The following is a 19,755-nucleotide window of genomic DNA, read 5'->3' as shown; positions in this document are numbered from 1 at the left end:
GGCCGCAAGAGGCCGCGTGGTGTTTTTACCATTGCCGGGATCGCGCCAAGCAAAGATACTCTTCGGCACATGAGCGCAGCCCTCAGCCCCACTCCCAGCCTCGCCGTCGCGGGCATACACCTTCACGCCGGCACGGCCGATGCGCTGGCGGCGTCCAGCTACCGCTTCCTGGTGCAGCTCGAGCAGCTGGGCCTGCAGGACGCCGTGGAGACCGAGGAACTCCCTGCGCGCGAAGGCGCCGCCGCGGGCCGGCGCTTTCGCCTCAGGGCCGGCCTGGCCCAAAAATGGGCGCCGGGCCTGGACACCCTGGGCCTGGCCGAAAACCTGCAGCTCGACACCGTCAATAACAGCGAGGACCTGGAGCGCGAAATCCTGCTGGCCATGCTGCTGAGCCCGGTTGCCTTCGAGTTTCCCAGCCATGAAGAGCTGGCCTCGGCGCTGCGCGTGCGCCGCAACATCGTGGTCGCCGCGCGCAAGACAGCGCTGGAATTCCACACCACCGAGGTCAACCGGCCCGAGGACTGCTGGACTTACTCCGAGGACGACGGTTTTACCGTGCGGCCCGGCCATGCTTTGATCCCCGCTTTGCAAAAAGCCACCCAGCCCGAGGCCTCCGGCAAGCTGTATTCCTTCTCGTGCTACCGCGCGACCGAGTATGTGATCCTGCTGGCCATCGCGCAGGAGCTGGAGGCCTGCAACCCGGCCCTGCTGGCCGGCCTGCAGCAGCGCTGGGAGCGGCGCGCCATCATGTCGGGAAAATTCCACGACGTGTTCCTGCGCGAATACGGCTCCATGGAGCAGCCGCTGCCGCCCAAATATTACGTGCCCGGCGACCGCCTGTGGTTCCGCAACCCCGATGAGCACTCCTCGGACGTCTCAGGTTACGAAGGCTCCTGGGTGTTTTACATCGGCAACGGCCTGTTCACCAACTTCTGGAAGCGCGAGCAGCCCTACACCCTGACGGCCAAATGCCTGGAGCTGTTCCACTGGCGGCATGCCACCTATACCGACGAAGCCGGCGAGCTGCGTATCAACGAAAGCATTGTCGAAGCCGGCGTCAAGGCCTCCAGCGCAGACCCGGCCGAGACCGCGCGCATCCTGGAGCTGATGCTGCGCATGCGCGAGCCCAAGGGCGTCTACCAGTCGGGCGGCTGCATAGACACCTCGCGCGAGTACCCGCGCTGGATGCGGCCGGGCACGGCGGACATGGTGCTGCCGCCCTGAGCCGCTCAGCCCGGCAGCAGCGGCAGGTCGGCCTTCTTGAGGGTGCGCAGCACAAAGCTGGACTTGCTGTGGCGTATGCCCTTGATCTTGTAGAGCCGCTCGCGCAGCAGGCGCTCATAGTCCTTGGTGTCATGCACCGCGATGCGCAGCAAATAGTCGTATTCGCCGGACACCAGGTAAGCCTCGACCACCTCGGGAATCGCGGCCAGGGTTTCACCGAATTTTTCGAGTGTGTTGTCGGAATGGCTGTCCAGCGTGACCTGCACCATCACCGTGTCGCCCAGGCCCAGGGCCTGCGCATTGAGGCGCACGGTGTATCCCTCGATCACGCCGGCTTCCTCCATCTTCTTGATGCGGCCCCAGCAGGGCGAGGGGCTCAGGCCCACGGCCTGGCCAATGTCTTGCAGGCTGGTGCGCGCATCGGCCTGCAAAACCTGAAGGATTTTCCGGTCCAAAGTATCCATTCAGCTAATTTATCTGATTTTTAGGAATTTGCAGATTTTTTATCTGTATCCGGCAAATCCGGCAGCAAATCAAGCAAATTATTCGGCCCCGTCCCGGCGATACTTTCTTCCATGGCAGCGGACTTACCGGTCCGGCTGGCAAGACAAGGCCTCCAGCAAGTTACCGCTCGCTGGGGGCTTTTGACTTTATTCCATTGCCAAATCAACGCGATAGGTCGTTGCGCCGCCTTGCCGTGCTGTAGCACTGTCTGCGGCGGCGCGCCTACTCTCGCGCCGATTTGGCAATGGAATCAGGCGCCGGCCGCGCACTGCAGGCGCAATTCGAGGCAAACGCCATCATCCAGGTTGCGCGCGCTGATGGTGCCGCCCATCTTGGCCATATAGGTCTTGGCGACAAACAGGCCCTGGCCGCGCTGGCCCGGTGCGCCGGCATCGGTGTCGGGCAGGTCGGACACGCCGTATTCAAAAATCTTGTCCAGCATGCCGGCGTCTATCCGCGGGCCCAGGTTGCTGATGGCGATCAACGCTTCGGGCGCCGTGGCGCCTTCCCGCGCCTGCAGCGACAGCGTGATGCGGATCAGGCTGCCGGGCCGGCGGTAACGCTCGGCATTGCGCAGCACATGCGAGACCACGTCTTCCAGCGAATATTCGTCAGCGCGCACCGTGACCGGCTGGGCCAGGGGCTCAAAAGCCACGCCGGGAATGCCCGCCGCCGCCGCGTTGCGCGCCACGTGGCTCAGGAATTCATTGGCGTCCAGGGTCTGCACATTGAGCGCGGTGGACTCAAACGCCTCGCTGGGCGAGGCGCTGCCATAAAGCACACGCACCGCCTGCTGCATTCGGCTGATGTAGCGGTGCGCCGGGTCGTCGGCGCTGCCGTGCAGCACCATGAGCGACTGCAGCGGCGACATGATTTCATGGCCCACCGCATGCCAGGTGTCTTTTTCCTGGGCCACGCGTATCTGCTCGCGCCGCACGTCCTCATTCACGCGCTGCAGCAAATCCTGCAGGCCGCCGGCCAGCACGCCCAGCTCATCGCCGCCGCGCAGGTCGGCCAGGTCCACCGCCGCCAGGCCGTCGCTGGCGCGCACGCCCTTGGAGACGGTGGCGGCGCGGCGGGTCAGCTCGGTGATGCGGTGGATGATGCGCAGCTCGATCGCCAGCCAGGTCACAAAGATCGCCAGCAGCATACCGCCCACAAACCAGGACACGCGGGTGGCCACGGCCGTGAGGGCCTTGTTGACCGTGCGGATGTCGCCGGTCAGCGTGAGTTCATAGCGGCCCAGCGGCGTGCTGATGATGTCGGTGCTGGTGACGGGCGCGTCGTAGCCCTCCACCTGCAGCCGGCGGATCAGCCAGGCGATCAGCGGCGAGGCGCGCTCCGCGGCCTCGGCGCCGGACAGCGCCACGATGTCCTTGCCGGTGCCGCCCGCGCCCAGCTTGCGTATGCGCAGCTTTTCGCCGGGCAGCAGCAGGGGGCTCAGCTCGGCCCAGGAAAAAGGCGCGGTGGCGCCCGCGGCATTGCTGTCGAACAGCGGCTTGCCCTCGCCGGGGGCCAGCATTTCCACTTGCACCTTGATCTGGTCCAGGTCGGCCGGCGGCCAGACGATGCCGGCCGGGCCCTTGGCAAACAGCGCCTCGCGAAACAGCTCCACCGGCAGGCGCACGCTGACAAAGGCGCGCCGCGCGCAATCCGGGTCCGCCGCCGGCGCGCCGTCCACGCAGCGGCCGTCCTGCCAGAGCCAGCCGCGGAAATCGCGCACCGGCCGGCTGGCCGGCGTGATCGGGCCGTCGTCGGCAAAGCCCACCAGCCGCCCCCGGGTGTTGGCAAAAGGCGAGGCGTTGCGGCCCTCATCGACGGCCTGCATGGCCTGGAAAGGCGCGATCCAGCGGTAGCGCTGGCCGCGCATGTCGACCGTGATGCGGGCGCGGTGCGCCAGGCTCAAGTCCAGCGTGCCCGAACTGTGCGAGACCAGCGGTCCGCTGTTGAAGCTGCCGACGGCGTAGAGAAAACCGCCGGCAAAAGGGTTGTTGCCCACGGCCACGCACATCGAGGCCGCATCGGGGTATTGCACCAGGCAGCCGGCCATCTCCACCGCCTGCTGGGCCTTGTTGCGATCGTCAAAATCGAGGGCCGAAAACGGCAGCACCAGCGGGCGCAGCGGCGTGACCTCATGGTCGTAGGCGGTGGGGTTGAGCAGCACCAGCTGGCCCGTGGGATGGCGCAGCTTGGCCGCGATCTGCGCCTGGTTCTTGCGAAAGCCGTCCTGGTAGTTGCGGTAGCTGCGCTCTTTTTCATCCTGCAGCACGGCGACGGCCAGTGCGATGGTGGCCAGCCCCAGCAGAAAAAAAGCGCCGCGAAAGAACACCCGCAGGCCAAAGGGCACGCGCGCCGGCAGCAGGCGCTCGACGTCCAGCCCCGCCGGCAGCTTCACGCCCGGCCCTTGCCGCGCGGCGCGGTATCGGCCTCGGCCCAGCGAAAGCCTCGCATGGGCACGTTTTCAATGCCCTCGAAGGCCGCGTCGATTTCCTTGAAGGCGTCGCGTATGGTGCTCACGTGCTTGCGGATGTTGTCGCGGTTGCGGCCGCTTTTGACCACCTGGTAGAGGTCTTCATAGCTGACCACCTCGCCCCGGCGCGCATGCAGGGCCGCCAGGATGCGCTGCGCCGTCAGCGGCAGGTTCACGCGCTGGCCGCGCCAGATGGCGGTGTTCTGGCGCAGCGGGTCCAGCTGCAGTTCCTGGCCGTCCGCAGCGGGCGCCTTGCCCGCGGGGTTTGCCTTGGCGCTGCGCAGGATGTCCAGGAAGGTTTCGATGAAGTCGGCTTCCTCAAACGTGGTTTTTTGCAGGTAGTCCCAGGCGTCCAGGGCTTTCATGATGCTGCGGTAGATGGCGGCCGGCATGGCCGAGACCACCAGCACCGGCGTGCCCTGCCGCTGCTTGTTGATGGCGTTGATGATGGCCACGCCGGCATGGCGTTCGCGCCCCAGTTCGATGTCCAGCACCACAGCGTCGTAACCCTCGCGGGCGATGGCGGCTTCGGCGTCGTCGCGGCTGAACCACTGGTCGACCTGTATGCCCGGCCGGGCCGATTCAATCCAGCCCCTGAGCTGGTTGCTCATGGGCAAATCGTCTTCGATGACGGCAATTTTGGTCATGGGGCGTGCGAAGTAAAGGGGTGGCCTGATTATGGGCGCGGGCCGGCCCCGGCCGTGTGAGTGTTTCTTCCGTTGGCGGATGAATGCCGCCGCCCAGGCGCGCAAAGACACCGCGCAAGCGCATTGAATGCTCCGGGCCCGCTTCGAACAATGGAGGCCAGAGAGAACGCAGCCCGCGCCTCTCGCCAAACCAGACCGGAGGAGCCCGTCATGAACCCACGTTTTAGCCGCATCGCCCTGCGCATACGCGCCATCTTTTCCAGGGGGGTGCACAGCACCCGCCGCATCGCCGCCACGGGCGTGCGCCGCGCCGCCGGCGCCCGCAGCCTGATGATCGCCACCGCCGCGGCGGCCGCGGCCGGCTACCTGCTGTGGGTACACCCGCCGCTGGAATCCGTGGCGCGCGGCGACGTGGCCATACGCACCAACCAGCTGACCGGCGGGGTCGACGAGTTCCGCGAAGGCTCGCTGCTGCTGCTGCCCGGCCTGCACGAGCTGCGCACCTTCTCGCTGCGCGACCAGGTCTACCGCCCCGAGGGCAGCAGCCGCGCCGACGGCCCCTCGCCCTTCCAGTCGGTGGAAGGCATGTCGCTGGGCGTGGACCTCACGGTGCGTTATGCGCTGGACCCGGCCAAGGTCAACGCGCTGTCGAAAAACCTGCCCGACGACATCGCCGGCCAAATCGTGCAGCCCGCCGTGCAGGGCGTGATCTACAAGACCTTCACCCGCTACACCGTGCGGGAAATTTTCTCGAGCAAGCGCGCCGAGATCCAGCAGCTCATCGAAGCCGAACTCAAACCCAAGCTCGCGGCCGACGGCATCCTGCTGCGCGGCGTGCAGATGGGCAAGGTGGACCTGCCCGCCGACTACCGCCAGGGCATGGACAAGCTGCTGGCCGAGGAGCTCGCGACCGAAAAAATGCGCTACACCCTGGCCCTGAAGGAAAAGCGCGTCAAGGAAACCGAGCTGGACGCGATGGCCGAAAAAGTGCGTCGCGAGACCAATGCGCAGGCCGCCGCCAGCGAACAGGTGATCGCGGCCAGGGCGCAGGAGGAAGCCATGAAACATGTGCTGCCCTTCAAGCAAAAGCAGATAGAGCAGCGCCAGCTCGAAGCCGAAGCCGAGAAACAGTCGCGCATACGCACGGCCGAGGGCAGAGCCCAGGCGCGGCGCATCGAGGCCGCGGGCGAGGCCGATTCGCGGCAGAAACTGGCGGACGCCGAAGCCTACCGGCTGGACCGCGTGGGCAAGATCAACAGCGAGCAGATGGCGCGTGAAGGCGTGCTGGTCACGCGGCACCCGCTGCTGATCCAGAAAACCATGGCCGACAAGCTCAGCGACAAGATCACCGTGATCATCGCCCCGCCCTCCACCAGCGGCGGCTTTGTGGGCGCGGGCCTGCTGGGCGGCGCGCCCAAGGCCGGCCGCAGCGTGGCGCAAGCGCCGCGCGATGCCGGCACGCAAGACAACGACAACAAAGAAGAGGCCGAATAATGATCACCACCGCACTCCTGACCCTGGCCATCGTGACGCAGGACCAGGCCAGCCTGCGCGCCGCGCCGCGCGACTCGGCCGCACAGCAGGCGGCGCTGTGGCAGGGCGACGCGCTCGAGATACGCGGCCAGCGCATGGACTACCTGCAGGTTTACGATCACAGGCGCGAGCGCGCGGGTTTTATCCACGTGAGCCAGGTGCGCACCGTCTCGCTGCAGCCCGAGGAAGCGCCGCAGCTGCTCTCGGTGGTGCGCTTCCTGCGCGAAAGCCCGGGCGCCGAGGCCTTGGGCATCGCCTACACCGCCGCCTACCTCAAGGCCGCGCCGGCCGAGGCCATAGGCGCGGAAACCTTCGACGCACTGGGCACCATGGCCGAGCGCCTGGCGCGCCGCGCCTCCATGAAACACGGCAAGGCCACCAGCGACGTGATTTCCGCGCACATGGAAGTGGCCAGCTTTTACGGCGTGGGCTTCAAGGGCTATGAGCAGGGCGGAAGCATGCAGCTTTGCTACAACGGCGAAGCCTTTCGCCGTGTGCTGGCCCTGCCCTCGGACGCCGAGCAGCGCGCCCGCGCCGCCCTGGCCCTGACCCGCCCCGACTGCATGAGCCCCGACCTGCACCCGCAGGAGCGCCTGGCACAGGACCAATGGCGCGCCGAGGTGCTGGACAAGCTCGGCGCCGCGCAGTTTGCGAGCCTGCCCGAAGTCAGCAAAAACCGTTTACGCCTGCGCCGCGCCGGCGTGTTGGCCAGCCTGGCCTTTGAGCAGGCGCGCCGGGGCGAAGCGCCCACGGCCACGGCCCAGCGGGCCCTGGCGGAACTCGCCGCGGTGAACAAGCTGGAACTGAGCGACAACGACCGCCAGGACTACAACGACGCGGCGATCCGTGTGGGCGCATCGCGCTGGGCCGCCGAAACCGCCCTGCCCCGTTTTGCCAAACTGACGCTGGCGACCGAAGCCGGCCAGGCCGGCGAAACCTGCGTGGCGCTGTATGAAAACAAGGCCGACGGCAAACCGGGCAAGGAGGCCGTGGCCAGGCGCTGCACCTATGGCATTGTCTGGGCCGCATCGGCGAGCGCCCATCCCGACGGCCAGGCCCTGGCGCTCGCGGTGCAGCCGCTGGATGCCTGGCGCGAGCTGTGGGTGTTTCGCAAAAGCGCAGGCAAGTGGGCGGTGGAGGTGCTGCCGCCCGCCAGCAACGGCCCCGAACTCGGTTATGTGGAATTTGCTGGTTGGGTGCGCGGCGCGCCACAAATGCTGCTGGCCCGCGAAACCCGCATCGCCGGCCGCCTGCGCCGCAATTTTGAGGTCGCGCGCCTGGACACCTTGACGACCGAGAAGCAGGCCGGCGACCCGGGCACACTGGCCGCCTTCCGCTGGCAGGACGCCGCGTGGAAGCGGCAGACAGTGATCCTGCGTTAGAACGCGGTCTTGCTGTTCAGGGTATCAGCCGGCAGTTGGTCGATCTCCACCAGCAGCTGCGCCAGGCTGCGGCCCGCCGCGCCCAGCAGGGCGCGGCCTTTTTCGGCGGTGGCGGCGGCCGCATTGCCCACCGCGCCGTTCGGGTTGTAGTCCTGCATCTGCCAGGCCAGCTTGGCGCTGCGGCCGTCACCCAGGAGCTTGAATTTTTGGGCGCGGTCCTGCGAGCTCGAATGAAAATTTTGCGCCTTTGCCATGTCGACCTGCCCCGGCTTGAGCGCCAGCATCATGGAGGTTTCAATCTCGCCGGCATGGATGCCGAAGCGGTGCTCCTCGGCGCTGAACAAATCGTTCACCGATTTGCCGTCTTCAGCCAGCAGCGGCAGGTTGAACCAGTTCACGCTGTAGACCAGCATGCCCAATCGGGCGCGCAGGTCGCGCGCCACCACGTCCAGCAAGCCAACCTGGCCGCCGTGTGAATTGAGCAGCACCAGTTTCTTGACACCCGTCTGCGCGACCGACTCGGCCAGCTCGGTCCAGAGCCGTATCACCGTTTCGGCTTTCAGCGTCAGCGTGCCGGCAAAACGCGTGTGCTCGGGGCTGAAACCCACGGCTTGCGTGGGCAAAAACAAAATGGGCTGCGCGGCCGGCAGGTGCGGCAGGGCGGCCTCAATCACGCCGTCCACCAGCGTCGCATCCACATTGAGCGGCAGGTGCGGGCCGTGCTGCTCGGTCGCCGCCACCGGCAGGACCGCGATGCAGCGCGCCAGGTCCAGCTTGGCGAAATCCGGGGTTTTCAGGGTGGACCAGTGGCGGGGAGGGGTTGGGGTGGGCATAAAGGGTATTTTGAGGTATTTACGCGGACTCAAGCCGCCGCGGCAGCCTTCTGGATCTCTTCCTTGTGCCCGGCCTGCTGCCCCAGATGCCGCCCCTGCCGCTCGGCACCGTGCCGGCCGGCCCGCAGCGGCGCCGCCACCCGCACCGAAACCAGGGCGTCGGCCAGGCACTGCGGCCTTCCGCGCGCACCGCCGGCCAGGTAATCCGCCAGCAGCGCAGCGCGTACATCTTCCACAGCCAGGCCGCGCACGGCTGTCAGGTGATCAAACAGCAAATCCACCAGCTTCTCCAGCGCAAACTCATGGGTCTTGGCGGTGCTCAACCACAACCAGTCGCTGAAACGCAAAAAGTTGCCGAATGCCGAGCCGGGCGCCAGCAGCAACTCAAGCCCCCGCGCGAAGCGCCCAGAATTCGCGACCATCTCCCAGTAGCGCGCAAAACGGTTGATGCGCTGCATGGTGGCGAAGTCGATCGTGGAGTTTTGCAGAATCGTGTACGGCGTCTGCGGGTCGTAGGCCATGGCGAATTCCGCCGTGTGCCTGGTGATGGGTGTGCCGCGCAGGCGCTTGAGGATACCGAACTGGATTTCATGCGGCGCGAGTTCGTACAGGCGGTCAAAGCCGTCGGCAAAACTTTCCAGGGTTTCACCGGGCAGGCCGAAGATCAGGTCGGCGTGCACATGGGCCTGGCTTTCCCTCACCAGCCAGCGCAGGTTGTCGGCGGTTTTGGCATTGTCCTGCTTGCGCGAGATGCGCTGCTGCACCTCGGAATTAAAACTCTGGATGCCGACCTCAAACTGCAGCGAGCCGGCCGGGAACTGCGCGATCAAGGTCTTCAGGCGCTCGGGCAGGCTGTCAGGCACGACCTCGAAATGCACGAATAAATCAGGCGCCATGCGGTCGAGGAAGAACTGCAGGATGCGCACCGAGTTTTCGACCTTGAGGTTGAAGGTGCGGTCGACAAACTTGAAATTGCGCGCGCCGCGCTGGTAGAGCGCGTCCATTTCCGCCATAAACACGTCCAGGTCAAAAGCCCAGGCGGTCTTGTCCAGCGAACTCAGGCAGAACTCGCATTTGAAGGGGCAACCGCGCGAAGCCTCGACATACAGCAGGCGCTTGGCCAGGTCTTCAGTGGTGTATTCGTTGTAGGGCAGGGCCAGCGTTTCCAGCGGCGGCTGTTCGCCGGCAATCACTTTCATCAGCGGCTGGGGGCCGTCAAGCAGCGCGCGGCACAGCTTGGGGAAACTCACGTCGCCCCAGCCGGTGACCACATGGTCGGCCAGGCGGCAGATTTCCTGCTGTTCGGTCTCATAGCTGACCTCGGGCCCGCCCAGCACGATCTTGATATCCGGCCGCAAGGCCTTGAGCAGGCGCACCAACTGGGTGGTTTCGACCACATTCCATATATAGATGCCCAGGCCTATCACCTCGGGCTGCAGCACCAGCAGTTCCTCCACGATCTGCGTGGGCCGCTGCTGGATCACAAATTCGCGCAGCTGCGTGGCCTGCCGCAGCCCGGGCCCGCCATGCCTGTCCATATTCGCCAACAGGTAGCGCAGGCCCAGCGAGGCGTGGATGTACTTCGCGTTGAGGGTGGCGAGGACAATACGGGGCATGACCCTATTATCGGAGTTGGCTCTGGAATGGGCTGTAATCGGTTGGCTGGCGCGCAAGCCCGGCGCCGGCCGCCCCAGGAACTAATGCCCCCACCGCCCGCTCACACCCCCACCATGGATTTCAAGCGCCCCCTGTTCGCCGCCCTGTCCGCTACGCTTTTGATAGCGATTGGCGCAATAGCCACGGTGGCAAGCGCCCAGAACACGCCTTTGAACTTGCCGGGCAAAAGCAGCCGGGGCGCGGCCGCCAGCGTGGTCACCACCGAGCAGGTGCGGGCCGAACTGCTGGCGTGGGCACCCGAGGGCGTGGAGCCGGGCAAGCCGGTCTGGGTGGGGCTGCAGCTCACGCACCAGCCCGAGTGGCATACCTACTGGAAGAATTCAGGCGACTCGGGCCTGCCCACACAGCTCGACTGGCAGCTGCCGGCCGGCATTGACGCGGGTGAGATCGCCTGGCCGACGCCGAAAAAGATTCCCATAGGCACGCTGGCCAACTACGGCTATGAAAAAACCGTGCTGCTGCCGGTGCCGCTGACGGTGGCGCCCAGCTTTGCCGGCAACCAGCTTGAGGTCAAACTCAAGGCGGCCTGGCTGGTGTGCCGCAAGGAATGCATTCCGCAAGAGGGCGAGTTCGCGCTCAGCATCCCGGTGCGCAGCTCGACGGCCGCCAGCAGCCAGCTGTTCCAGGACACCTTTGCCGCCACGCCCAGGCCGCTGGCGGCCGGTGCCAGCCAGGTGGAAGTCGGCGGCGGCAAATCCATCAAAATTTCCCTGGCCGGCCTGCCCGCCGCGCTGCAGAGCAAGACACTTGCGCTGTATCCCGAAACCGGCAGCGTGATCGAACCCGCGGCCGCCTGGCAGCAAGCCTGGCAGGGCGCGGTCTGGACGGCGGAGGTGCCCTTGTCCGGCCAGCGCAGCGAAAGCCCGGCCAGTATGCCGCTGGTGGTGGCCCTGGAGAATGTGGCCTACCGCATAGACGCGCCGGTCAAGGGCAGTTGGCCCGCGCCGGCGGCCGCCACCGTGGTGCCGCCCGCCCTCGAAGCCGCCCTGCGCGCCAATGCCGCTGCCGGCGCCGCGCCGGTGCAGGCCGGCGGCACGCCGCCGCCCGTGGGCCTGCTCGCCGCGCTGCTGGGCGCCTTGCTGGGCGGGCTGGTGCTCAACCTCATGCCCTGCGTGTTCCCGGTGCTGGCCATCAAGGTCGTCGGTTTTGTGCAGGTGAAAGACGCCGCCACGCGGCTGACCACCGGCCTGGCCTATACCGTGGGTGTGGTGCTGTCCTTCCTGGCGCTGGGCGCGCTGCTGCTGGGCCTGCGTGCCGCGGGCGAGCAACTGGGCTGGGGCTTTCAGCTGCAGAACCCGGCGGTGGTCGCGCTGATGGCGGCGCTGTTCACGCTGCTGGGCCTGAACCTCGCGGGCCTGTTTGAATTCGGCAATGTGCTGCCGGGCCGGCTCGCGGGCTGGCAGGCGAAAAATCCCACAGTCAATGCGTTCTTGTCGGGTGTGCTGGCCACGGCGATCGCCTCGCCCTGCACCGCGCCTTTCATGGGCGCCTCGCTCGGTTATGCGGTGGGCCTGCCGGCCCCGCAGGCGCTGTCGGTGTTCGCGGCCATAGGCGTGGGCATGGCCATTCCCTACCTGGCGGCCAGCGCCATCCCGGCCGTCGCGCGCGTCCTGCCGCGCCCCGGCCCCTGGATGCTGACCTTCAAGCAGCTGATGGCCTTTCCGATGTTCGCCACCGTGGCCTGGCTGGTCTGGGTGCTGGGCCAGCAAAGCGGGGTGGACGGCGCGGGCGCGCTGCTGGCCCTGCTGGTGTTGATGGCGCTGGTGATCTGGGCTTTCACCTTGCGCGGCACGGCGCGCACGCTGCTGGCGGCTTTTTCCATCGCGCTGGGCGCGCTGGGCCTGTGGGCCGTGGGCCCGAATATCACGCGGCCTGTGGCCCTCACGTCGGTTAACTCGGCCGCGCCGGCCGCCGGCGGCTGGCAGGCCTGGGAACCGGGCCGGGTTGACCAGCTCGCCGCACAAGGGCAAAGTGTGTTCGTCGACTTCACCGCCGCCTGGTGCGTGACCTGCCAGTACAACAAGAAGACCACCCTCTCGAATGCCGCGGTGCTGGCCGACATCCAGGCCAAAAACGTGGCGCTGCTGCGCGCCGACTGGACACGGCGCGACCCGGCCGTGACGGCGGCGCTGGCCCAGCTGGGCCGCAACGGTGTGCCGGTGTATGTGATCTACAAGCCCGGCCGCGCGCCCGTTGTGCTGTCGGAGATTTTGTCGGTCGATGATGTGAGGGCCGAGCTGGCCAAGCTGTGAGATCTTGCTGTTCCCGCCATTGATTTCTTCGCCAAGGAGTTCAAGCCATGTCGAATCGCAACCCCGCTGTTTCACCATTGACCCGCCGGCATTTTTCCAGCGCCCTGGTCGCCGCACCCTGGCTGGCCTCGGCTGCGCTGTCCCCGCTTGCTGCGCAGGCCGCGACGGCCGCCGTGGGCCAGGCGGCGCCCGACTTTTCCGCCGTGGACACCGCCGGAAAAACCCACCGCCTCAGTGACTACAAAGGCAAGCTGGTGGTGCTGGAATGGACCAACCCGGGCTGCCCCTTTGTGCGCAAGCACTACAGCGGCAATATGCAAAGCCTGCAAAAAGAATTCACCGCCAGGGGCGTGGTCTGGCTGGCCGTCAACTCCACCGAAGCCGGCAGCAGCGACTACCTGGCGCCGGCCAGACTCGCCGGCTGGATGGCCGAAAAACAGGGCCAGCCCAGCGCCACGCTGATGGATGAGTCGGGCCAGGTGGGCCAGCTCTACGGCGCCAAGACCACGCCGCATATGTACATCATCAGCCCGCAGGGCCAGCTGCTGTATGCGGGCGGCATAGACAGCATTCCCTCGGCCCGCGTGGACGACATCAAGACCGCCACCAACTATGTGCGCCAGGGCCTGACGGAAGCGCTGGGCGGCAAGCCGCTGAGCGTGGCGAGCAGCCGCGCCTACGGCTGCTCCGTCAAATACAAGGACGCGGCCTAAGCAGCCGCCGGGCATCTTTATGACCACACTATCCCCCGCCGAGCGCATGCCGCACATCCTCAAGCACTACCGCAACATCGCGGTGGTGGGCCTGTCACCGCACCCGCACCGCGCGAGTTTCGACGTGGCGCGCTACATGCAGGCCAACGGCTACCGCATCATCCCGGTGAACCCCAATGCCGCCGAGGTGCTGGGCGAAAAAGCCTATGCCTCGCTGAGCGAGGCCGCGCGCCACGAGAACATCGATCTGGTGAACTGCTTTCGCAACAGCGAGGACATTCCGCCCGTGGTCGACGAGGCCATTGCCATAGGCGCCAAGGCGGTCTGGATGCAGCTGGGCATCAGCAACCCGGCCGCGGCAGCCAAGGCCGAAGCCGCCGGCCTGCTGGTGGTGCAGGACCACTGCATCAAGATAGACCACCGCGTGCTGCAGTCGCGCGGCCTGCTGGATAGCGCCCGCAGCGGCACGGCTTAGGGCCTGTTAACAGGCCCTAGAGCCCGGGAAAGCCAGGCTTGCGCGGCCGCGCATGGCCGCTGAAAATGCGCCATGTCCCAGCGCACGGCACCCACCTTCACCACCACTCCCGCCGTTCCGCCTTCACTTTTCCCCTTCTTGCGCCTTTCCCTGCCGCTGGCCCTGGCGGCGCTGGCCGGCTGCGCCAGCGATGCGCCCACCCACAAAGGGGAAGCCCAGGCCGCGCCCATAGCCGCCGCCGAGGTCGGCCAGTCGGACGCGAACCGCATGGCCACGCTGGGCATGCGCGACAACCTGGAAAGCCTGCTGCGCCTGGCCGACAAGCTCTACCGCCGCAACCCCGCCGAATGGCGCAAGACCAGCGCCGTCAGCCGCGATGCGGCCCTGGCCCAGCTGCGCGTGGCCGTGGACACGCGCACGCCCTGGCCGGAGCTGCAGGGCAAGCGCGACATCGCCGCGCTGTCGCTGGCCCTGGGCCCGGACTTCAAGGGCGACCGCGTGGCCGCCTTTATTTATGCCAGCGCCGACATGGTGGTGACGGCCCACGGCGGCAAGACGTCCTTCTACCTGACCGACAGCCTGGACGCGCAATACATCTACAACGCCGCGCGCAACATCGAGATCGCCGTGTGGATGCTGTCGAACCGCCGCAATGCCGCCGGCCAGCCCCTGCTGCTGGCCGACGAGATCACCGAGCGTGAACGCAACCTGAGTTTTGAGCGCGAGTTTGGCAAGGTCATAGGCCGGCTGGACTTGCTAGCCTCGGTGCTGACCGAGAAATACCGGCGCGCGGTGATTACCTATGTGCAGAACCTATTAGGCGGTACCTTCCTCCAGTTCTTACCCGTCAGGTAGTCTCTTGTCTTAACCAAGTGACAGCACGGAACCGGCTTCGCCGGGCCGTAGATGTCGCCCCCTGAGGGGGGATCCCGCTACACGAAGTGAGCGGAGAAGGGGGGAGACATGTCTGCCGCCGTAGACAATAGCGGTTTGCCGTCCATTTCCGGAAATCCCATGCCCGATAACTACCTGCCCGAGGTCAGAAACCAGTACGAAGCCCTGCCTTACCCGCCCTGCAACCCGCAGGACGATCACAAGCGCCTGGTGCTGACCTGGCTGGAAGACCTGCCCATGATCAACCACTACTGCTTTGCCGGAAAGCAGTCCTTCCAGAAGGGCTTCCGGGCGCTGGTGGCCGGCGGCGGCACGGGTGACGCGACCATCTTCCTGGCCGAGCAGCTGCGCCACACCGACGCGCAGATCGTGCACCTGGACATGAGCCAGGCCAGCATCGCGCTGGCCCAGGAGCGCGCGAAGATCCGCGGCCTCAGCAACATCAGCTGGGTGCATGACTCGCTGCTGAACCTGCCGGCATTGGCCGCGCAGCTCGGCAGCTTCGACTACATCAACTGCAGCGGCGTGCTGCACCACCTGGCCGACCCCGACCTGGGATTCAAGGCGCTGCAAAGCGTGCTCAAGCCGGACGGTGCCATCGGGCTCATGGTCTACGCCACCACGGGCCGCATAGGCGTCTACCAGATGCAGGCGCTGATGCGCATGGTCAACGGCAGCGAGACGGACGCGCAGCGCAAGATCGCCAACACCCGCGACATCCTGGCCAGCCTGCCGCCGGGCAACTGGTTCAAGCGCAGTGAAGACCTGCACCACGACCACAAGGCCGGCGACGCCGGCATTTACGACTTGCTGCTGCATTCGCAGGACCGCTCGTACAGCGTGGGCGAGCTCTTCGACTGGCTGGGCGAGGGCGCGGCGGGCGGGAAACAAGGCCACGGCCTGCACCTGGCCTTCAGCGACGTGCAGCGCGGCCGCTCGCCCTACCTGCCGCACATGGTGCTGGGCAGCAAGCCGCCGGCCATGGCCGCGGCGCTGCGCAAGCTGCCGCTGCGGCAGCAGTATGAAATGGCCGAGCTGATGGGCGGCGGCATCATCACGCATTCGCTGTACCTGACGCGCGACGCGGCCTGCTGCGCGCCCTACGGCGACACCGACTACGTGCCTTTTTTCTACCACGAGCCCTTGACCGGCGAGATCGCGTCCCAGGTCTTCGGCAACAGCCGCGGCCAGCCCTTCATGCTCAGGCACCAGCACTCGGGTGTGTCCGTGACGGTCAACCCCGGCAAGTACGGCGCGAAGATTCTCGCGCTGATCGACGGCCGCCGCAGCTTCGGCGAGATCTTCGAGCAGTTCCGCGCGGCCTGGCAGGGCAAGGCCGCGGCGCCCGACAATGCCGCGCTGTTCGCCGACTTCGCCGAATCCTATGAGACGCTCAACGCGCTGGAGCGCCTGCTGCTCAGGCACGTTTCGGTCGCTGCAGCCGCGACATAAACAAAGGCCCTAAGCGGCGGAGCTCCACAGGTCCGCGCTCGCGGAGGGAGGCTGCTCAGCCAGCAAATCCACGACCACCACCAGCTCACCGCCAAAGCGGCCTATGCCCAGGCCGCTCATGAGCTTTTGCTCCTCTTCCTCCGAGGCCATGCGCACAAAACACAGGGCCTGCTGCTTGCCGGCATGGGCGGCCGGCAGGACGTTGACCTGCCTGACCGAACCAAAGCGGGCGCACAAGGTCCTCAAGGCGGTTTCCAGGGTGGCGATGTCGGGGCATTGTTGCAACTGCTCGAGTTCTGGGGGGCTCATGGGTCCTTGCCTGGAATAAAAAATACGGGAACAACGGGAAGATAGCGTCGATAGCGCCGGGAGGTGGTGCAGCATGAAGGGGGATGCGGGCATACCTCGTGGGGAGCGTGCGATCCACAGCGTAGGACAAAACCGTGTGCCGGTAAGTGACGGAACGTTTTGCAACGCTTTATCGCCAACACTTGCAAATCTCGCGTTAAAAACCACCGCACCATGCCTCAGCATGTCTGTTGACTCCCTGAGGTGCTCGCCCCGTGTCCGTTTCCGTTCCCAACCTGGCGCCCGCCTTCGCGCTCCATGTGCTGCCGCATTCCGGCGCCGACCGGCTCGCCCGGCTGGCGGCCCGCGCCTGCGGCGCACCGATTGCCCTCGTCGCCGGCCTTGACAACGGCGAGGCCAGCTTCATCGCGGGCACCGGTTTTTCCGCGCAGGAGCGTGAGGGCCTGCTCGCGCTGTGTGGCGCCAGCCTCGATACACCGCCGCGCCAGCCGCTGTTGCCGGCGCGCGGCGCGCCCGAGATCGCCTTTTACCGCGGCCTGCCGCTGAGCCGGGAAGACGGCACCCTGCTGGGCGTGCTGGCGGTCATGGACAAGGCGGCGCGCACACTCAGCGCCGACCAGGAGGAAGACCTGGAGACCCTGGCCGGCCTGGCCGCCGCCCAGCTCGATGCGCCGCGCACCCAGGCACTGCAGCAGACCGGGGAAGACGCCCAGCGCCTGGCCACGCGCCTGGGCATCACGCTGGAGAGCATCACCGAGGGCTTTTACACGCTGGATCCGCAGTGGCGCTTCAGCTACCTGAACCGCGAAGGCGCGCGCCTGCTGGGCCGGCCTTCGACGGAGCTGCTGGGCAAAAGCATCTGGAAGGAATTCCCGGGCGCCATCAACACCCTGTTCTCCGAAAAAGTGCGCGCGGCGGTGGCGGGCAACTACCAAGTGGAGTTCGAGGCCCTGTATGCGCCGCTGGACAAATGGTTCGAGATACGCGCCTACCCCTTTCCCGACGGGCTGGCGATCTACTTTCGCGACGTCAGCGAGCGGCGCAAGGCGCGCGAGCAGCTCATGCTGCTGGAGACCAGCATCTCGCGGCTCAACGACATCGTGCTGATCGCCGAGGCGGTTCCCTCGGGCCGGCCCGGGCTGCGCATCATCTTCGCCAACCATGCCTTCGAGCAGCACACGGGTTACAGCCTGGCCGAGGCGCTGGGCCATTCGCCGCGCCTGCTGTGCGGGCCGCTGACGCAGCGCGGCGAGCTCGAGCGCATACGCAACGCCTTCCAGAAGGGCGAGCCGGTGCAGGCCGAACTCATCACCTATAAAAAGAACGGCCGGCATTTCTGGATGGAAGTCGACATCGTGCCGGTGGCCGACGATGCCGGCGTGTTCTTCACCCACTGGGTGGCGGTGGGCCGCGACATCACGCGGCGCAAGGTGGCGGAAAGCGAGATCAAGCACCTGGCTTTTTACGACCCGCTGACCCAGTTGCCGAACCGCCAGCTGCTGATGGACAGGCTGGACAAGGCGCTGAGCCACAACCTGCGCCACCCGCGCGAAGGCGCGCTGATGTTCATCGACCTGGACAACTTCAAGACGCTCAACGACACCATGGGCCACCAGAAAGGCGACCTGCTGCTGCAGCAGGTGGCCAAGCGCCTGGCGGCCTGCGTGCGCCAGACCGACACGGTGGCGCGACTGGGCGGCGACGAGTTTGTGGTGATGCTGGAAGACCTGGGCCAGGACCCGCGCGAAGCGACCGTGAAAGCCGAGGTCGTGAGCGGGCAGATCCTGGCCGCGCTGTGCGAGCCCTACAGCCTGGCGGGCTACCAGCACTACAGCACCTGCAGCATAGGCGTGACCGCCTTCAACCAGACGCTCAACAACATCGGCGACCTGCTCAAGCAGGCCGACCTCGCCATGTACCAGGCCAAGATGGCCGGGCGCAACACGGTCTGCTTTTTCAACCCGGCCATGCAGGCCGCGGTGACCGCCAGCGCCGCGCTGCAGTCGGACCTGCGGCGCGGCCTGCGCGAAAAGCAGTTCCTGCTGTACTACCAGCCGCAGGTGGGCCGCGACGGCCGCATGACCGGCGTGGAGGCCTTGCTGCGCTGGCACCATGGGGAGCGCGGGCTGGTGCAGCCCGCCGAATTCATCCCGGCGGCCGAGGAGGCCGGGCTGATTTTGCCGCTGGGCCAGTGGGCGCTGGAGACCGCCTGCCGCCAGCTCGCGGCCTGGGCCCAGCGCCCCGAAACCGCGGCGCTGAGCATCGCGGTCAACGTCAGCGTGCGGCAGTTCCGCCACCCGGAGTTTGTCGACCTGGTGATGGCCGCGCTGAAAGAAACCCAGGTCAGCCCGCACAAGCTCAAGCTGGAGCTGACCGAAAGCCTGCTGGCCGAGGACATGGAAATCACCATCACCAAGATGGCCAGACTCAAGAAGATGGGCGTGACCCTGTCGCTGGACGATTTCGGCATGGGCTACTCGTCGCTCTCCTGCCTCAAGCGCCTGCCGCTGGACCAGCTCAAGATCGACAAGTCTTTTGTCGAGGACATACTGCGCGACCCCAACGACGCGGCCATCGCGCGCACCATCATCGGCCTGGCGCAAAGCCTGGGGCTGGGCGTGGTGGCCGAGGGCGTGGAAACCGAGGCGCAGCGCGATTTTTTATCGCGCCACGGCTGCGACTGCTACCAGGGCTATTTGTTCTGCAAGCCGCTGCCGATTGACGAGCTGGAAGCCTTTATCAAGACGCTGCGCATGTGACGGCGGGCGCGGGTGCGGGTGCGGTTTTGTGGTGTTCCAGCCGGAAGATCACTTCCTTGACGATGCCGTACATCAGGGCCCGGTCGCGATTCGGGTGGTCGGAAAACTGCACATGAGTGGCGCCCAGGGTCGCGCCTTCGGCCTCAAAAACCACGCTGATGCCGTGGGCCGCCAGCAGCGGCCCGCAGGCCGCCCAGTCGCGCGTCCACTGCGGCAGGGCCTGGGCGCTGTCCCAGAGCGTGCCCGCGCTTTCGTAGCACTCCTCGATGTGGGTGTGGCCCAGCAGCTGCGCCAGGTGCCGTTCCTTGGCGATGCAGCTGCGGAAATACTCCTGGTCGTTCATGCGCATGGAATGCTCCTGGAAAGCCCTTGCGGCCATGGTAAATCCGAAGCGGCGAAGAGGCCAGCGAAAGCCGCCCCACACCTAAGAGCCTGTTCAATGTCTAAACGGGGCCGCGTTGGGGTGCAATCGGGATGAGTGGGCCGACCGGGCACGCCGCATGGGCTAATGCCCATGCAAGGGCCTGGGTGGCTCAATCGCCCGACCGCCCAGCCGGCCGGCTGGGCGTCGTGCGGCTGCCCCAACGGGGATGCAAACGCGACCGCGTTTGCGTCACCCCAACCCGACCCG

General features: G+C 66.6%; 16 protein-coding genes. 9 read left to right on the top strand and 7 right to left on the bottom strand.

Features of this window, described 5'->3' with window-relative positions:
* Window positions 1-69 precede the first annotated feature (69 nt).
* Entirely contained in the window at window positions 70-1,224 is a 1,155-nt protein-coding gene (locus AC1DUN_RS23935) for a hypothetical protein (RefSeq protein WP_477716157.1), read from the top strand.
* A 5-nt stretch (window positions 1,225-1,229) separates the two neighbouring features.
* Here the strand turns inward: AC1DUN_RS23935 and AC1DUN_RS23930 are convergent, their stop codons facing one another.
* The 3 genes from AC1DUN_RS23930 to AC1DUN_RS23920 form a co-directional block, all read right to left on the bottom strand.
* Complete coding sequence (locus tag AC1DUN_RS23930) at window positions 1,230-1,688, bottom strand: Lrp/AsnC family transcriptional regulator (RefSeq protein ID WP_477663435.1); 459 nt, start codon at window positions 1,686-1,688, stop codon at window positions 1,230-1,232.
* 290 nt (window positions 1,689-1,978) lie between these two features.
* The gene (locus AC1DUN_RS23925; protein WP_477716156.1) at window positions 1,979-4,123 is read right to left on the bottom strand and encodes a sensor histidine kinase; all 2,145 of its coding nucleotides are present in this window, start codon (window positions 4,121-4,123) and stop codon (window positions 1,979-1,981) included.
* Window positions 4,120-4,845, bottom strand: a complete 726-nt coding sequence (locus AC1DUN_RS23920) for a response regulator transcription factor (RefSeq protein ID WP_477716155.1) — start codon at window positions 4,843-4,845, stop codon at window positions 4,120-4,122. The genes AC1DUN_RS23925 and AC1DUN_RS23920 overlap by 4 nt, the downstream gene beginning before the upstream one ends.
* Before the next feature lie 210 nt (window positions 4,846-5,055).
* Here AC1DUN_RS23920 and AC1DUN_RS23915 point away from each other — a divergent pair, with 210 nt between their 5' ends.
* Together AC1DUN_RS23915 and AC1DUN_RS23910 are read left to right on the top strand one after the other, a co-directional pair.
* Window positions 5,056-6,339 carry an SPFH domain-containing protein gene (locus AC1DUN_RS23915; RefSeq protein WP_477716154.1) on the top strand — a complete coding sequence of 428 codons (1,284 nt, stop codon included), beginning with the start codon at window positions 5,056-5,058 and terminating at the stop codon, window positions 6,337-6,339.
* Entirely contained in the window at window positions 6,339-7,760 is a 1,422-nt protein-coding gene (locus tag AC1DUN_RS23910; RefSeq protein WP_477716153.1) for a hypothetical protein, read from the top strand. The genes AC1DUN_RS23915 and AC1DUN_RS23910 overlap by 1 nt, the downstream gene beginning before the upstream one ends.
* Here AC1DUN_RS23910 and AC1DUN_RS23905 read toward each other — a convergent pair.
* Both AC1DUN_RS23905 and AC1DUN_RS23900 read right to left on the bottom strand, forming a co-directional pair.
* Window positions 7,757-8,593 (bottom strand): creatininase family protein, encoded by an 837-nt coding sequence (locus AC1DUN_RS23905; RefSeq protein ID WP_477716152.1) that lies wholly within the window; start codon window positions 8,591-8,593, stop codon window positions 7,757-7,759. The two genes, AC1DUN_RS23910 and AC1DUN_RS23905, sit on opposite strands and share 4 nt — an antisense overlap.
* A gap of 29 nt (window positions 8,594-8,622) precedes the next feature.
* Entirely contained in the window at window positions 8,623-10,209 is a 1,587-nt protein-coding gene (locus AC1DUN_RS23900) for a B12-binding domain-containing radical SAM protein (protein ID WP_477716151.1), read from the bottom strand.
* 114 nt (window positions 10,210-10,323) lie between these two features.
* Between AC1DUN_RS23900 and AC1DUN_RS23895 the strand changes: the two genes are divergently transcribed.
* From AC1DUN_RS23895 to AC1DUN_RS23875, 5 genes are all read left to right on the top strand, one after another.
* The gene (locus AC1DUN_RS23895; RefSeq protein ID WP_477716150.1) at window positions 10,324-12,522 is read left to right on the top strand and encodes a protein-disulfide reductase DsbD family protein; all 2,199 of its coding nucleotides are present in this window, start codon (window positions 10,324-10,326) and stop codon (window positions 12,520-12,522) included.
* 47 nt (window positions 12,523-12,569) lie between these two features.
* Complete coding sequence (locus AC1DUN_RS23890) at window positions 12,570-13,235, top strand: thioredoxin family protein (protein ID WP_477716149.1); 666 nt, start codon at window positions 12,570-12,572, stop codon at window positions 13,233-13,235.
* A gap of 19 nt (window positions 13,236-13,254) precedes the next feature.
* On the top strand, window positions 13,255-13,710 hold the full coding sequence (locus tag AC1DUN_RS23885; RefSeq protein WP_477716148.1) for a CoA-binding protein: 456 nt from the start codon (window positions 13,255-13,257) through the stop codon (window positions 13,708-13,710).
* A 72-nt stretch (window positions 13,711-13,782) separates the two neighbouring features.
* Window positions 13,783-14,565, top strand: a complete 783-nt coding sequence (locus AC1DUN_RS23880; protein ID WP_477716147.1) for a hypothetical protein — start codon at window positions 13,783-13,785, stop codon at window positions 14,563-14,565.
* A 159-nt stretch (window positions 14,566-14,724) separates the two neighbouring features.
* Window positions 14,725-16,056 carry a class I SAM-dependent methyltransferase gene (locus AC1DUN_RS23875; RefSeq protein ID WP_477716146.1) on the top strand — a complete coding sequence of 444 codons (1,332 nt, stop codon included), beginning with the start codon at window positions 14,725-14,727 and terminating at the stop codon, window positions 16,054-16,056.
* Between the two features lie 9 nt (window positions 16,057-16,065).
* Here AC1DUN_RS23875 and AC1DUN_RS23870 read toward each other — a convergent pair whose 3' ends face one another.
* Entirely contained in the window at window positions 16,066-16,365 is a 300-nt protein-coding gene (locus tag AC1DUN_RS23870; RefSeq protein WP_477716145.1) for an RNA recognition motif domain-containing protein, read from the bottom strand.
* Window positions 16,366-16,619: 254 nt separating this feature from the next.
* Here AC1DUN_RS23870 and AC1DUN_RS23865 point away from each other — a divergent pair, with 254 nt between their 5' ends.
* Window positions 16,620-19,124 carry an EAL domain-containing protein gene (locus AC1DUN_RS23865; RefSeq protein ID WP_477716144.1) on the top strand — a complete coding sequence of 835 codons (2,505 nt, stop codon included), beginning with the start codon at window positions 16,620-16,622 and terminating at the stop codon, window positions 19,122-19,124.
* Here AC1DUN_RS23865 and AC1DUN_RS23860 read toward each other — a convergent pair.
* Window positions 19,105-19,473, bottom strand: coding sequence for an aminoacyl-tRNA synthetase (locus tag AC1DUN_RS23860; protein ID WP_477716143.1), 369 nt, complete (start codon window positions 19,471-19,473; stop codon window positions 19,105-19,107). The two genes, AC1DUN_RS23865 and AC1DUN_RS23860, sit on opposite strands and share 20 nt — an antisense overlap.
* Window positions 19,474-19,755 lie beyond the last annotated feature (282 nt).

It is taken from the genome of Polaromonas sp. P4_F6 (assembly GCF_056401275.1).
The sequence above is the reverse complement of the archived record's forward strand: the minus strand, read 5'-3'. Positions and strand labels throughout refer to the sequence as shown.